The organism is Pseudomonas sp. TH32 (genome assembly GCF_016650855.1).
GTDB lineage: Bacteria > Pseudomonadota > Gammaproteobacteria > Pseudomonadales > Pseudomonadaceae > Aquipseudomonas.
On the sequence record NZ_JAEKFA010000002.1, the window covers coordinates 5,892,561 to 5,905,425 of the forward strand.

At 61.1% G+C, this 12,865-nt stretch carries 13 protein-coding genes; 5 read left to right on the top strand and 8 right to left on the bottom strand.

All coding sequences use genetic code 11. The features are described 5' to 3' along the window. The first annotated feature begins 38 nt into the window (after positions 1-38). Positions 39-797, top strand: a complete 759-nt coding sequence (locus tag JFV30_RS30710; RefSeq protein WP_201125928.1) for a substrate-binding periplasmic protein — start codon at positions 39-41, stop codon at positions 795-797. Here the strand turns inward: JFV30_RS30710 and JFV30_RS30715 are convergent. From JFV30_RS30715 to gpmI, 5 genes are all read right to left on the bottom strand, one after another. Continuing rightward, a complete protein-coding gene (locus JFV30_RS30715) occupies positions 750-2,051 on the bottom strand; it encodes a Vps62-related protein (protein ID WP_201125929.1) in 1,302 nt (433 codons plus the stop codon). The two genes, JFV30_RS30710 and JFV30_RS30715, sit on opposite strands and share 48 nt — an antisense overlap. Before the next feature lie 133 nt (positions 2,052-2,184). Next, entirely contained in the window at positions 2,185-2,967 is a 783-nt protein-coding gene (locus tag JFV30_RS30720) for a divergent polysaccharide deacetylase family protein (RefSeq protein ID WP_201125930.1), read from the bottom strand. 1 nt (position 2,968) lies between these two features. Next, positions 2,969-4,276, bottom strand: a complete 1,308-nt coding sequence (locus JFV30_RS30725) for a S41 family peptidase (RefSeq protein ID WP_201125931.1) — start codon at positions 4,274-4,276, stop codon at positions 2,969-2,971. Positions 4,277-4,307: 31 nt separating this feature from the next. Further along, complete coding sequence (locus JFV30_RS30730) at positions 4,308-5,603, bottom strand: murein hydrolase activator EnvC family protein (protein ID WP_010169090.1); 1,296 nt, start codon at positions 5,601-5,603, stop codon at positions 4,308-4,310. Between the two features lie 137 nt (positions 5,604-5,740). Further along, the gene (gene gpmI / locus JFV30_RS30735; protein WP_010169091.1) at positions 5,741-7,267 is read right to left on the bottom strand and encodes a 2,3-bisphosphoglycerate-independent phosphoglycerate mutase; all 1,527 of its coding nucleotides are present in this window, start codon (positions 7,265-7,267) and stop codon (positions 5,741-5,743) included. 151 nt (positions 7,268-7,418) lie between these two features. Between gpmI and JFV30_RS30740 the strand changes: the two genes are divergently transcribed. From JFV30_RS30740 to secB, 3 genes are read left to right on the top strand one after another with little or no spacing between them, the layout of a single operon-like run. Further along, positions 7,419-7,832 (top strand): rhodanese-like domain-containing protein, encoded by a 414-nt coding sequence (locus JFV30_RS30740; RefSeq protein WP_010169093.1) that lies wholly within the window; start codon positions 7,419-7,421, stop codon positions 7,830-7,832. A gap of 1 nt (position 7,833) precedes the next feature. Continuing rightward, positions 7,834-8,088, top strand: coding sequence for a glutaredoxin 3 (gene grxC / locus JFV30_RS30745; protein WP_010169095.1), 255 nt, complete (start codon positions 7,834-7,836; stop codon positions 8,086-8,088). Positions 8,089-8,130: 42 nt separating this feature from the next. Then, on the top strand, positions 8,131-8,616 hold the full coding sequence (secB, locus tag JFV30_RS30750) for a protein-export chaperone SecB (RefSeq protein ID WP_003218009.1): 486 nt from the start codon (positions 8,131-8,133) through the stop codon (positions 8,614-8,616). A gap of 157 nt (positions 8,617-8,773) precedes the next feature. Here secB and JFV30_RS30755 read toward each other — a convergent pair whose 3' ends face one another. After that, positions 8,774-9,229 (bottom strand): tRNA (cytidine(34)-2'-O)-methyltransferase, encoded by a 456-nt coding sequence (locus JFV30_RS30755; RefSeq protein ID WP_169386586.1) that lies wholly within the window; start codon positions 9,227-9,229, stop codon positions 8,774-8,776. On the opposite strand from JFV30_RS30755, the gene JFV30_RS30760 reads away from it, so the two are divergent. Continuing rightward, a complete protein-coding gene (locus JFV30_RS30760; protein ID WP_010169104.1) occupies positions 9,228-9,668 on the top strand; it encodes a hypothetical protein in 441 nt (146 codons plus the stop codon). The genes JFV30_RS30755 and JFV30_RS30760 overlap by 2 nt on opposite strands. Positions 9,669-10,148: 480 nt before the next feature. On the opposite strand, the gene ntrC is transcribed toward JFV30_RS30760, so the two are convergent. Both ntrC and glnL read right to left on the bottom strand, forming a co-directional pair. After that, entirely contained in the window at positions 10,149-11,585 is a 1,437-nt protein-coding gene (ntrC, locus tag JFV30_RS30765; protein WP_003218003.1) for a nitrogen regulation protein NR(I), read from the bottom strand. Then, on the bottom strand, positions 11,582-12,667 hold the full coding sequence (gene glnL, locus JFV30_RS30770) for a nitrogen regulation protein NR(II) (protein ID WP_003218001.1): 1,086 nt from the start codon (positions 12,665-12,667) through the stop codon (positions 11,582-11,584). The genes ntrC and glnL overlap by 4 nt, the downstream gene beginning before the upstream one ends. Between the last annotated feature and the right edge of the window lie 198 nt (positions 12,668-12,865).

The window sequence follows — 12,865 nt, forward strand, 5'->3', positions numbered from 1 at the left end:
GGCACTCTCTGGGCTTGCCATGGATTCCGGTAACTTTCATGTTCAAAGACCTGCTGCTCGCCCTCGCCAGTACCTCCATTATTTTGGCGGGCTCAGCCCACGCCGACGAACCATCTGACAGTGCTTCCCTGGTGTTGCTGACGGAGAACTTCCCGCCGTACAACATGGCGAAAAACGGCAAGAACTTCGCCAAGGAAGAGAACATCGAAGGCATCGCCGTGGACATCGTCCGCGAGACCTTCCAGCGTGCCGGCATCTCCTACAACCTGACCCTGCGCTTCCCCTGGGAGCGGATCTACAAACTCGCCCTGGAAAAACCCGGCTACGGCGTGTTCGTGATGGCGCGCCTGCCGGACCGTGAGGCACTGTTCAAATGGGTCGGCCCCATCGGCCCGGATGATTGGGTGCTGCTGGCCAAGGCTGACAGCAAGATCCAGTTGACCGACCTTGAGCAGGCCCGTCGCTACAAAATCGGCGCCTACAAGGGCGATGCCATTGCCGAGACCCTTGAAAAGCAAGGCCTCAAACCGTTGATCGTGCTGCGCGACCAGGACAACGCGCAAAAACTGCTGGAGGGCCAGATCGACCTGTGGGCCACCGGTGACCCGGCGGGCCGTTACCTGGCGCGCCAGGTCGGGGTGACGGGGCTCAAGACCGTGCTGCGTTTCAATAGCGCCGAGCTGTACCTGGCACTGAACAAAAATGTGCCGGATGAAGTGGTGGCCAAGCTTCAGAAGGCACTGGATCAGTTACGGGAAGAGGGCGTTGTCGATGACATCATGGGGCGTTATCTCTAACGCCGGTTCGTCTGAAGGCAGCGCAGGCACTGGCTCAACGGGCAGGGTCAGGACGGGCGCCTGTTCGTTGCTCTCAGGTATCGATGCAGATGATTCGCTGAAGTACACAGTGTCGCCGTTGGTGTAGCTGACGGTGCCCGCCAACTGGCTGCCGTCCTGTCGATACAACGTGTATTCGCTGCGGATGACGTAGGCGGCGATGGTCTGGTTTGCCGGCACATAGGCCGCGACTTCCAGCGGCGTCGAAGTGCCCCAGCCCTTGGCCGATTGCGTGGTGTGGGTGAAGGGTTTGCTCAAGTGCGCAGAAAACATCACCGGGCGGGACGTCGATGACCATTCATACGCCAGCTGAATGCCCGTCACCGCTGTAAAGTCGATGGAGTTGTCACCGGCCTCGCCCCTGTGTGCCGTCCAGTTGAACGTTTTGCCCTGGGGCGTTGTGTTCTGCCCAAGGCCGACAGAGAGATACCGGTCGGTTCTTTCCAGTCGATAGCGTGGCGAGTGATGCAGTTGTTCAAGCGGCGTGAGGTTGCTGTCCTTTACGGCGAACCATGGCAGCTCGCAGACCGCGGGAGACGGCTCCGTTTCCACTGAAGCAAACGGCGCGGGTGGCGCAGGCAGAGCGCTTTCCTGGCTGGCCAGTTCCATGCGCAGGGCGTAGGGCCTGGCACCGAAAGACGGCCTGGTCCATCCGTCAGTCCCGTAAAAGGTGCCGGTGGCGATGTAGGCTGTCTCGGGCTCGGCGTCGGGGGTGTGAACGTCCCACGCGCTGAAGTCCATGCGAGCGCCGCTGCCCTTGTCGTTCCATATCGGGTTGCCGATATAGGCATCGACCGCCAGATCCGCCCTGACGCAGCGCACCGCATTCAGTGTGGGTTTGTCGTAACCGATGCAGCAGACCATTCCCATGGCTACATACCCTTCGGGGGGCACCGGTTTCCATACGGAAACCTCGGAGCGGGTCTTCTTGCCGGAATTTTTCCAGATCAAAGTAAAACCCACCGGCGCCCGAAGGGCAGTCCCGTTCACGGGGTCTGACTCGCTGACCACGGCAACGAATTTTCGGTTATTGATCGTGCGATAGTCGCTGGCGACGACGTCACCCAGTGAAGAAAAGCTGTTCAGCGAGTCGGCCGTTGTGTTGGGGCGCCAAAACGTGGCGGCGTTATCGGCGCCTGAGTCTTTGGCGCTCCAGAGCAGATCGAACTCTGTGGTGAAATTGATCAGCAGGTCTTTAAAGCGTATGGGTTGCATGGTTTATCTTCCCAATTTCATAAAAAGTTGCAGGTCTGCGTCGGCATGGCCTGTTTGGCTGCGCTGCAACTATTGAATAAAACGGGAGGCGCAAAGCGGTAGCTATATAGAGCGGTGGCCCCGCATCACGGGGTCAGCGATACGTACCGTCTTTGCCGTGCCCAGCCATCGCGCGATTGCTGCGCAGGCTGATCATCAACTTGATATCGATCCACTCGATGCCCTGGGCCTTGAGCTTGGGCAGCTCGCGTTCCAGCACCGCCAGCGTCTGTGGATAAGGGTGGCCGATCATCACGGCCGACCCCTGTTTGTGGGCCAGCTTGATCGCGGTTTGCAGCTGGGTGGTGATGGCCGCTTCGGTGCGTTCGTCATCGAGGAACACATCCCGCGAAACGCTGGCCAGGCCGATCTTCTGCGCTTCGGCGGCCGCCACGGTCTTGGCGCTGGTGCGGCTGTCGACGAAGAACTTGTGGCGCCGCTGCAATTCACCCATCAACCAGGCCATGGCCTCGGGCTGCGCTGTCATGCGGCTGCCCATGTGGTTGTTGATGCCGGCGGTGTAGGGCACCGCCTTGAAGGCGGCGTCCAGGCGTTTGCCCAGCTCTTCGATGGGCAGGTCAGGGTGCCACGCGAATGGGCCGGTGGCCGGGTCCATGGGCATGTGCAGGATGACGATCTTGCCGGCCTTGTGGGCTTCGCGGGCGAATTCGGCGGCGTGGGGTGTGTCGGGCATGATCGCCGTGGTCACAGGGCCGGGCAGGGCGAGCACGCGACGATCCCGGGGCAGGTTTTGCCCGAGGTCGTCGATGATCAGGGTCAGGTAGGCTTTGTGTTCAGCGGGGGCGGTACTGGCGGGGTTGCCTTGGGCAACTCCCGCCAGACAGCACAGCAAAGCGATGATCAGGCCGCGACGCATATCAACGGCTGCGCGTAATGCTCAGGCCCTTGAGCAGGCTCAGTGCCTGGGCCAACTGGTAATCGTCGTCCTGTGGCATCGGCTTGGCTTTCGAGCCGCTGCCGGTAGGCTGGTCGGCGCCGCCGTTGCCGTTGCCCAGGTGACCTTGCAGGTCCGCTTCCTTGTAGAACTCGCTGTCGGCCTCGTTGGTGATCTTGGCCTTGCGCACTTCGATGTCCGGCACGATGCCCTGGGCCTGGATCGAGCGGCCATTCGGCGTGTAGTACAACGCGGTGGTGATCTTCAAGGCGCGCTCGTTGTTCAGCGGCAGCACGTTTTGCACCGAGCCTTTGCCGAAGCTGGTGGTGCCCATCAGCACGCCGCGTTTCTGGTCTTGCAGGGCGCCGGCGACGATTTCCGAAGCCGAGGCGCTGCCGCCGTTGATCAGCACAACCATTGGCACGCCTTCGCTGAGGTCGTTGCCGGTGGCCGAGAAGCGCAGTTCGGAGTTGGCGATACGGCCCTTGGTGTAGACGATCAGGCCCTTGGTGATGAAGTGGTCGACCACTTCCACCGCCGCCTGCAACACCCCGCCCGGGTTGTTGCGCAGGTCGAGCACGATGCCGCTGAGTTTCTTGCCGTTGTCTTTACGCAGCTTGGCCAGGGCCTTGGCCACTTCGTCGCCGGTCTTGACCTGGAACTGGGTGATACGGATGTAACCGTAGCCCGACTCCAGCAGCTGGCTTTTCACGCTCTTGACCGTGATGGTCGCGCGCGCCAGGGTCACGTCAAACGGGTTGCCGCCGTCGCGCACCAGGGTCAGGGTGATTTTCTGGCCGATCTTGCCGCGCATCTTGTCGACGGCTTCGGTCATGGTCTGGCCGCGGGTCGGCTGGCCGTTGATCTTGACGATCAGGTCGCCTGCCTGGATCCCGGCCTTGGACGCTGGCGTGTCATCAATTGGCGAGACCACTTTGATCTGGCCGTCTTCGGCGCCGACTTCAATGCCCAGGCCACCGAATTCACCGCTGGTGCTTTCCTGCAGCTCGGCGAAATCTTCCGGGCCCAGGTAGGCGGAGTGCGGGTCAAGGTTGCTGAGCATGCCCTTGATGGCATTTTCCAGCAGGGTCTTGTCGTCCACCGGCTCGACATAGGCAGCCTTGATCCGGTCCATGACCTCGGCAAAGGTGCGCAACTCGTCCAGCGGCAGCGGGGCCTTGGTGGTCGCGGCCGTAGCTGACTGGGCGGTCTGGTCGGCGAATGCCAAAGGCGCGCCGATCACCAGGGCGATCGTCAGGGCCAGCGATGTGAGGCGGGACAAATGCAGCATGTCGAACGAACTCCTAATGTAGATGCGACCCTTATCCTTGGGTGCGGCACCATTGTGCTGGGTCGCTCGGGCGGCCCTGCTGACGAATAGCGAAGTACAGCGCCGGAGTGTCCTGGCCACCACTGTTACCGACAGTGGAGATGGATTCACCGGCTTTTACAACATCACCTGCCGCTTTAAGCAAAGTTTGATTGTGGCCGTAAAGGCTCAAATAGCCATTACCGTGGTCAAGAATCACCAACAAACCTGCGCCACGCAGCCAATCGGCGAACACCACACGGCCGCCGTGGATGGCGTGGACCTGGGTGCCGGCACCGGCACTGATCATCACACCGTCCCACTTGGCGCGGGTGTCATCGCCACGGGTTTCACCAAAGCGTGCCAGTAATCGACCATCAACTGGCCATGGAAGTTTGCCCCGGGCTGAAGCAAAAGGTCCGCCGAAGGATTCGCCGGCGCTGGAAACCAGCGGGCCAGGCGCTGCACGCGCCGGTTTGCGCGGGGCCGGGGCATCAGTGGCCAGGGCCTCGGCGGCCTCACGCTCGCGCTTTTTTTCGGCTTCCTGCTGGGCGATCAGCGCTTTTTGCCGCGCTTCTTCGGCCTCGCGAGCCTGGCGAGCCAGGGTTTCCTCGATGGTTTTCAGGACTTTGGCCAGGTCGGCCTGGTCTTGCTCGCGATTCTTGAGCTTGGCATCGCGGGCCTTTACGTCGTCATTCAGCTTGGCCAGTGCTTGCTGGCGCTCCTTGCGAACCTTGTCCAGCTCGTCGCGCTGGCTGTCGAGGCTGCTTTTCTGGTCGAGCAACTGCGACTGCTGGTTGGCGATTTCTGTTTCGACATTGGCCAACTGGCGCAGGGTCTCGTTGAAGCTTTTCAATTGCTCCATACGGGCCTTGCTCAGGTAGTCGTAGTAGGTGAGGGTGCGGGCGAATTTTTCCGGGTTCTGCTGGTTGAGCAGCAGCTTGAGGTATTCCTGGCGGCCATTCTGGTAGGCGGCGCGGGCCTGGATTGCGATCAGGCGTTGCTGTTCAACGCGGGCGCTCTGGAGTTTTTTTTTCTCACCGTCGAGTCGCTCCAGTTCCGACTCGCTCTTCTTTAGTTCTTTTTGCAGCTCCTGGACCTGCTTCTCGAGCTTGCCCATCTCGGTTTCCGTGCCGCGCAGGTCTTTCTGCACGCCGGATTTCTCTTCCTGGAGCTTTCCGAGCAGTTTCTTCAGCTCGGTAATGTCCTGACGCGTAGCGTCCAACTGTTGTTGGGTTTGTGCGCGCTCATCGGCAAACGCCGGTTGGAGCAGGCAGACAAGAGCGAGGGTAATCAAGGCGCGAAGCATAGAGGCGGGCGACACCAGGGAAAGGGACGGCCTAGTATGCCCGCCAAGCGCTGCAAAAAAAACGCCTCAAAGCCAACTGCTTTGAGGCGTTCGTCATAAAAAGCCGTTTCGGGCGATTTAATCGGGCGGTTTTGCTATTAAACCAATATCGAAGTGCCAGTCATCTCTTTCGGCTTCTCCAGCCCCATCAGCATCAGCATGGTCGGTGCCACGTCGGCCAGCACACCGCCGTCACGCACTTTCAGGTCGCGCTTGCCAACGTAGATGAACGGCACCGGCTCGGTGGTGTGGGCGGTGTGGGCCTGGCCGGTGGATTCGTCGGACATTTGCTCACAGTTGCCGTGGTCGGCGGTGATCAGCGCTTCGCCGCCCACCTTGTCCAGGGCGTCGACGATGCGGCCGACGCACAGGTCCAGGCATTCCACGGCTTTCACCGCCGCTTCCAGGTTGCCGCTGTGGCCCACCATGTCACCGTTGGCGTAGTTGACCACGATCACGTCATAACGCTGGTGCTCGATGGCGTCGACGATTTTGTCCGTGACTTCCGGGGCACTCATTTCCGGCTGCAGGTCGTAGGTGGCGACTTTTGGCGACGGGATCAGGATGCGTTCTTCACCCGGGAACGGTTCTTCGCGACCGCCGGAGAAGAAGAAGGTCACGTGGGCGTATTTCTCGGTTTCGGCAATGCGCAGTTGGGTCTTGCCGTTTTTCGCCAGGTAATCGCCCAGCACGTTTTCCAGGCTGCCCGGGGCGAATGCCGACGGGGCCGGGATGTTGGCGGCGTATTGGGTCAGCATCACGAATTCGACTTTCGGCTGGCGGGCGCGCTCGAAGTCCTTGAAGCCGTCATCGACAAACACATGGCTCAGCTCGCGGGCACGGTCGGCGCGGAAGTTCATGAACACCACGGCGTCGCCGTCTTCGACCTTGACCGGCTCACCGATAGTGGTGGCCTTGACGAATTCGTCGCTCTCGCCACGGGCGTAAGCGGCTTCCAGGCCTTCCTGGGCGGTGGCGGCGTTGAATTCGGCCTGGCCGTCGACGATCAGGTTGTAGGCTTGTGCCACGCGGTCCCAGCGGTTGTCACGGTCCATCGCGAAGTAACGGCCCACCAGGCTGGCGATACGGCCTTTGCCGAGGGTCTTGAAGGTTTCGTCCAGCAGTTCGATGGAGGACTGGGCGCTTTTCGGCGGGGTGTCGCGACCGTCGAGGAAGGCGTGCAGGTAGATTTTCTCGGCACCGCGCTTGAAGGCCAGTTCGGCCATGGCGATCAGGTGGTCCTGGTGACTGTGGACGCCGCCGTCCGACAGCAGGCCCATGAAGTGCACGGCCTTGCCGGCCTTGACCGCTTTGTCCACCGCCGCGCAGATGGTCGGGTTCTCGAAAAATTCGCCGTCGCGGATCGCTTTGGTCACCCGGGTGAAGTCTTGATAGACCACTCGTCCGGCACCGAGGTTCATGTGCCCGACTTCCGAGTTGCCCATCTGGCCGTCCGGCAGGCCAACATCCATGCCCGACCCGGAGATCAGGCCGTTCGGTACGGTAGCGCTCAGACGGTCCAGTACTGGCTTCCTGGCCGAGTACACAGCGTTGTCATGGTGGCTTTCACTGTGTCCGAAGCCATCGAGAATTATCAGGACCAAAGGTTTAGGCGTAGTAGTCATAGATCCTCTCGCGGCGGTAATGAATGAAGGCAATTGAAAAGGGAGTGGCAGTTTAAAGCGAAGTTCCGACCACGTCACCGCTTTACGGGGGTTGGCCGACCATGACGGCTGTGTATACTTACCGCCATTTTAACGCCCTGGAACCTCCTTGATGGTTGATCACCTGATTGCATTTGCCACTACCCACTATTTGCTCGCTGGTGCGTTCGTCGTACTGCTGGCGCTGCTGATCGCTCACGAAATGAGCCGCGGTGGCCGCAGCCTCAGCACGTCCGAGCTGACCGCTCTGGTCAACAAGGATGAGGCTGTAGTGGTGGACATTCGTCCCGCCAAGGATTTCGCCGCCGGTCATATTGTCGGCGCGCTGAACATTCCCCAGGACAAGCTGATTTCGCGCCTGGCCGAGCTGGAAAAGCACAAGGCCAAGACCATCATCCTGGTCGACGCCCAAGGCCAGCACTCCGGCACCCACGCCCGCGAGATGCTGAAATCCGGTTTCAACGCGGCCAAACTGTCGGGTGGTATCTCCAGCTGGCGTGGCGATAACCTGCCGCTGGTGAAGTGATATGAGCCAGGTTGTCGTTTATTCCAGCGATTATTGCCCTTATTGCATGCGGGCCAAGGCCCTGCTTGAGAAAAAGGGCATTGCCTTCGAAGAGATCAAGGTTGATGGCAAGCCCCAGGTGCGCGCCGAGATGACCAAGAAAGCGGGACGCACGTCCGTGCCGCAGATCTGGATCGGTGACAAGCATGTCGGTGGATGCGATGACCTGTTCGCACTCGAGCGCGCCGGTAAACTGGATGCGCTGCTTCACGTCTGACTCACAACCCCTAAAAGACCCCAAGATCACGAAGGATCTGCGATGACTGACCAACAGAACACCGAAGCGGCAGCAGAAGAGGCTCAAGGCCCACAATTTTCCCTGCAGCGTATTTACGTACGCGACTTGTCGTTCGAAGCGCCAAAAAGCCCGGCCATCTTCCGTCAGGAATGGACCCCGAGCGTCGCACTGGACCTGAACACCCGTCAAAAGGCCCTGGAAGGCGACTTCCACGAGGTCGTGCTGACCTTGTCGGTGACCGTCAAGAACGGCGAAGAAGTGGCCTTCATCGCTGAAGTGCAACAGGCCGGCATCTTCCTGATCCAGGGCCTGGACGAAGCGTCCATGAGCCACACCCTGGGCGCGTTCTGCCCGAACATCCTGTTCCCGTATGCCCGTGAGACCCTGGATAGCCTGGTCACCCGTGGCTCGTTCCCGGCGCTGATGCTGGCTCCGGTGAACTTCGATGCCCTGTATGCGCAAGAGCTGCAGCGCATGCAACAGGAAGGTTCGCCAACGGTTCAGTAATTTCGAACCCGACGCAGGACTAAATGTGGGAGCGGGCTTGTGTGGGAGCTGGCTTGCCTGCGATAGCATCACCGCGGTGTGACTGACACACCGAGGTGTTTGTATCGCGGGCAAGCCCGGCTCCCACACAAGCCCGCTCCCACATTTGTTATATGCGTTACTTGAAACCGAGTTGCCGCCAACCTTCGTAAACCGCGACGGCCACGGTGTTGGACAGATTCAGGCTGCGGCAGCCTTCGCGCATCGGCAGGCGCAGGCGGTGGCCGTCGGGCAGGGCGTCGAGCACCTCTGCCGGCAGGCCCCGGCTTTCCGGGCCGAACAGGAAGGCGTCGCCTTCGGCAAAGCTGGCATCATGGAACGGCCGCGAGCCCTTGGTGGTAAACGCGAACAACCGTGGGTGGTTCAGGCTTTCCAGGCAACTGGCGAGGTCGGCGTGGCGCTGCAGGGTGGCGTACTCGTGGTAGTCGAGCCCGGCGCGGCGCAGGCGCTTGTCGTCCATGTCGAAGCCCAACGGTTCGATCAAATGCAGGTGGCAGCCACTGTTGGCGCACAGCCTGATAACGTTGCCGGTATTCGGCGGAATTTCTGGTTGAAAAAGGATGACGTGAAACATGCACGGCTCCGAAGGCAAAGATGCGCTGCATTCTACCCCTGAAGACGACCCGCGACCGAAGCTTCTGCCACGGGTTTTAGGCTCGTTGGCGATTGTCGGCTTGATGGTGGGCCTGATGATCGGCCGGCTGACCACGCCCGACCCGGTTGAGCTGCAGCAGGTGGAGCCTGCCGCTGATGGCCTGGTGGTGTGGTTCAACAGCGAACCCAAGCTGCACGGCGAACATATCGACGGCACGGTGGCGCTGCTGTTCGACGCGCTGGGCAAGGCTCAGGGCGGGCAACTGAAGGTCAATGACAAGGATGTGAACTGGCGCGTGCGCAAGACCGATGGCGGCTTGCTGCTGAACCTGGTGGCGGCTCGGCCATTGCGCGGGGAGTGGTCGGGGGAGAAGGTCGAGGGACGCTGGCGGCTGGAGATCCATCTCCGGGAGGAATAAAAGAGGGAATCCCCGGCCTGCCTGTACCAAGGTTCCCAAAACGGGCTGGGGCTATGGGCGCATTGCCTCATAAGCCCCGGGTGTAAAGAAGGGAGTTCCCGGCCTGCCTGTACCAGGGCTCCCAAAACGGGGTGAAGCCAAAGGCTTCGGTGTTAAAGAGGGAATCCCCGGCCTGCCTGTACCGAGGTTCCCGAAACGGGTGTGGGGCGCGACGCGATCCGCATCAAGCACCCCGGGTGTAAAGAGGGGATTCTCGGCCTGCCTGTACCAAGGTCCCCGAAACTGGGTAGTAACAGGGTTATTGCAGGGCGCGTGCCAGAGTTGTGAAGTTGTGCCAAAAAAAAATCTTCAGAAAGCGCAAAGCCCCGGAATACGGGGCTTTGGCGTTTTCAGCTTTTAATATTTATTTAACAAGGCATGTGTTTCAGGCGTTGCATCCGTGCGCGATGCCGGTTCGTGGTGCATTGAAGCGGTGCACGTTCAGCCCTCATCGCCCTCATCATCATCGCCGCCGTCGACCTTCATCCCCAGCTCCTTGATCTTGCGAGTCAGAGTGTTGCGGCCCCAGCCCAGCAGCACGGCGGCGTCGCGACGACGACCGGCGGTATGCTTGAGGGCGGTTTCGATCATGATCCGCTCGAAGGCCGGCACAGCGCTGTCCAGCAGGTTCGACTGGCCACGTGCCAACGCCTGGTCGGCCCACTGGCGCAGGGCCTGCTCCCAGTTGGTCACCGGCGCCGAATCCTGAGGCAGGCTCAGCAGCTCCGGCGGCAGGTCGCTGATGTGCACTTCGCGCCCCGAAGCCATCACCGTGATCCAGCGGCAGGTGTTCTCCAACTGACGCACGTTGCCCGGCCATGGCAGGTTCTTCAGGTATTCCTCGGTCTCGCTTTTCAGCAGCTTCGGCTCGACGGCCAGCTCCTGGGCGGCGCGGCTGAGGAAGTGACGCGCGAGGGTCGGGATGTCTTCGCGGCGGTCCGACATCCGTGGGATGTGGATGCGGATCACGTTCAGGCGGTGGAACAAGTCTTCACGGAATTTCCCGGCATGCACCAGGGTTTCCAGGTTCTGGTGGGTCGCCGCGATGATGCGTACGTCGACCTTGACCGGCGTATGCCCGCCTACGCGATAAAACTCGCCGTCTGCCAGTACCCGCAGCAGGCGCGTCTGGGTGTCGGCCGGCATGTCGCCGATTTCATCGAGGAACAGCGTGCCGCCATCGGCCTGTTCAAAACGGCCCCGGCGCAGGTTGGCCGCGCCGGTGAACGCGCCTTTTTCATGGCCGAACAGTTCCGACTCCATCAAGTCCTTCGGAATCGCCGCCATGTTCAGCGCGATAAACGGCGACGCCGCCCGTGGGCTGTGACGGTGCAGGGCGTGGGCCACCAGCTCTTTACCGGTACCCGACTCGCCGTTGATCAGCACGGTGATGTTGGAGTGGCTCAAGCGCCCGATGGCGCGAAACACTTCCTGCATCGCCGGGGCTTCGCCGATGATTTCCGGGGTACGGGTCAGGGCCGGCGGGGCTTCCTGGTTTTGTTGTTCCTGGGCGTGCTGGTTGGCGCGTTTTACCAGGGCCACCGCTTCGTCCACGTCGAACGGTTTCGGCAGGTATTCAAAGGCGCCACCCTGATAGGACGCGACAGCGCTGTCCAGGTCCGAGTGCGCGGTCATGATGATCACCGGCAAGCGCGGGTGCTGCTCGCGTATCCGCGCCAGCAAGTCCAGGCCACTGGCGCCGGGCATGCGGATGTCGGAGATGATCACATCGGGCTGCTGGCGAGCCAGGCGGCTCATCACCCCGTCGGCGCTGTCGAAGCTCTGGGTGGTCATGCCTTCCTGTTGCAAGGCTTTCTCCAGGACCCAGCGGATAGAACGGTCGTCATCGACGATCCAGACAGTTTCACTACGGCTCATGTCGATGGGGCTCCTTGTTCCAGTGGCAGAAAGATCGAGAAGGTGGTGTGGCCGGGATGGCTCTCACACTCGATCAAACCCTGGTGCTGGCTGATGATGTTCTGGGTAATGGCCAGGCCCAGCCCGGTACCGTCCGGGCGGCCGCTGACCATTGGGAAAAAGATGGTTTCCTGCAGTTCGGCCGGGATACCCGGGCCGTTGTCGATGATCTCGACCTTGGTCACCAGGCGATGGCGCACGTGGCCGATGGTGAACTGGCGCAACGCGCGGGTGCGCAGGCTGATGCGGCCCAGGCGCAGTTCGTTCTGGCTGCTGATGGCCTGCATGGCGTTGCGCACGATATTGAGCACCGCCTGGATCATCTGCTCGCGGTCGATCAATACATCGGGAATGCTTGGGTCGTAGTCGCGCACCAAGGTGATGCAGCCCTGGCTTTCGGCCTCTACCAACTGGCAAACGCGCTCCAGCACTTCATGCACGTTGGTCATCGCCAGCGACGGAAGTTTGTTGGAGCCGAGCATGCGGTCTACCAGGTTACGCAGGCGGTCGGCTTCCTCAATGATGACGTTGGTGTAGTCCTTGAGGTTCTCATCCGGCAGCTCGCGGGCCAGCAACTGTGCGGCGCCGCGAATCCCGCCCAGCGGGTTCTTGATCTCATGGGCCAGGCCGCGCACCAGCATCTTGCTGGTTTCCTGCTTGGACAGTTGCGCTTCTTCCTTGGTGATGCGCAGCAGGCGATCCCGGGGATGCACCTCCAGCAGCAGCAAGGTGGCGCCGTGGCTCAGGATCGGAGTGACCGCGTAGTCGACGGTCAGGGTCTGGCCGGTGAGGGCGGTGAGCATCGCTTCGCGTTTGGTGAACGGGTGCGCCTGCTCCACGGCCTGGCGCAACGAACTCAAGGCTTCAGCCGACTCGGTGAACAGTTCGCTGATGAATTGCCCATGGCTGCGCTGTCCGCTGATGGCCAGCAGCATCTCCGCCGCCGGGTTCATGTACTCAAGGCGCAGTTCGTCATTGAGCAGAATGGTCGCGGTGGTCAGGTTGTCGAGTAGCAGGCGGTGCAGTGCGTCGCTGATGGTCATTAGGACCTCTTTTGGAGCAAGGCGCGGGCTTGAGGCACACGCTGATACAAGGAAAATGCAAAAACCAAACCAAAGCTCCGAAAAGAAGCGTTAAAGCCCTGAAATGGGGGCTTAAGGCGCGAAACTGTGGCGTTCTGCCAGCTTCAGCGGGAAGTTTCGAACCAAAATGGGTTGCGTAAGTGGGAAGGGTGCAGCGTA

Coding starts and splice junctions, on each gene's coding strand:
- JFV30_RS30710 (WP_201125928.1), top strand. CDS start 39: ATGTTCAAAGACCTGCTGCTCGCCCTCGCCAGTACCTCCATTATTTTG.
- JFV30_RS30715 (WP_201125929.1), bottom strand. CDS start 2,051: ATGCAACCCATACGCTTTAAAGACCTGCTGATCAATTTCACCACAGAG.
- JFV30_RS30720 (WP_201125930.1), bottom strand. CDS start 2,967: ATGCGTCGCGGCCTGATCATCGCTTTGCTGTGCTGTCTGGCGGGAGTT.
- JFV30_RS30725 (WP_201125931.1), bottom strand. CDS start 4,276: ATGCTGCATTTGTCCCGCCTCACATCGCTGGCCCTGACGATCGCCCTG.
- JFV30_RS30730 (WP_010169090.1), bottom strand. CDS start 5,603: ATGCTTCGCGCCTTGATTACCCTCGCTCTTGTCTGCCTGCTCCAACCG.
- gpmI (WP_010169091.1), bottom strand. CDS start 7,267: ATGACTACTACGCCTAAACCTTTGGTCCTGATAATTCTCGATGGCTTC.
- JFV30_RS30740 (WP_010169093.1), top strand. CDS start 7,419: ATGGTTGATCACCTGATTGCATTTGCCACTACCCACTATTTGCTCGCT.
- grxC (WP_010169095.1), top strand. CDS start 7,834: ATGAGCCAGGTTGTCGTTTATTCCAGCGATTATTGCCCTTATTGCATG.
- secB (WP_003218009.1), top strand. CDS start 8,131: ATGACTGACCAACAGAACACCGAAGCGGCAGCAGAAGAGGCTCAAGGC.
- JFV30_RS30760 (WP_010169104.1), top strand. CDS start 9,228: ATGCACGGCTCCGAAGGCAAAGATGCGCTGCATTCTACCCCTGAAGAC.
- JFV30_RS30755 (WP_169386586.1), bottom strand. CDS start 9,229: ATGTTTCACGTCATCCTTTTTCAACCAGAAATTCCGCCGAATACCGGC.
- ntrC (WP_003218003.1), bottom strand. CDS start 11,585: ATGAGCCGTAGTGAAACTGTCTGGATCGTCGATGACGACCGTTCTATC.
- glnL (WP_003218001.1), bottom strand. CDS start 12,667: ATGACCATCAGCGACGCACTGCACCGCCTGCTACTCGACAACCTGACC.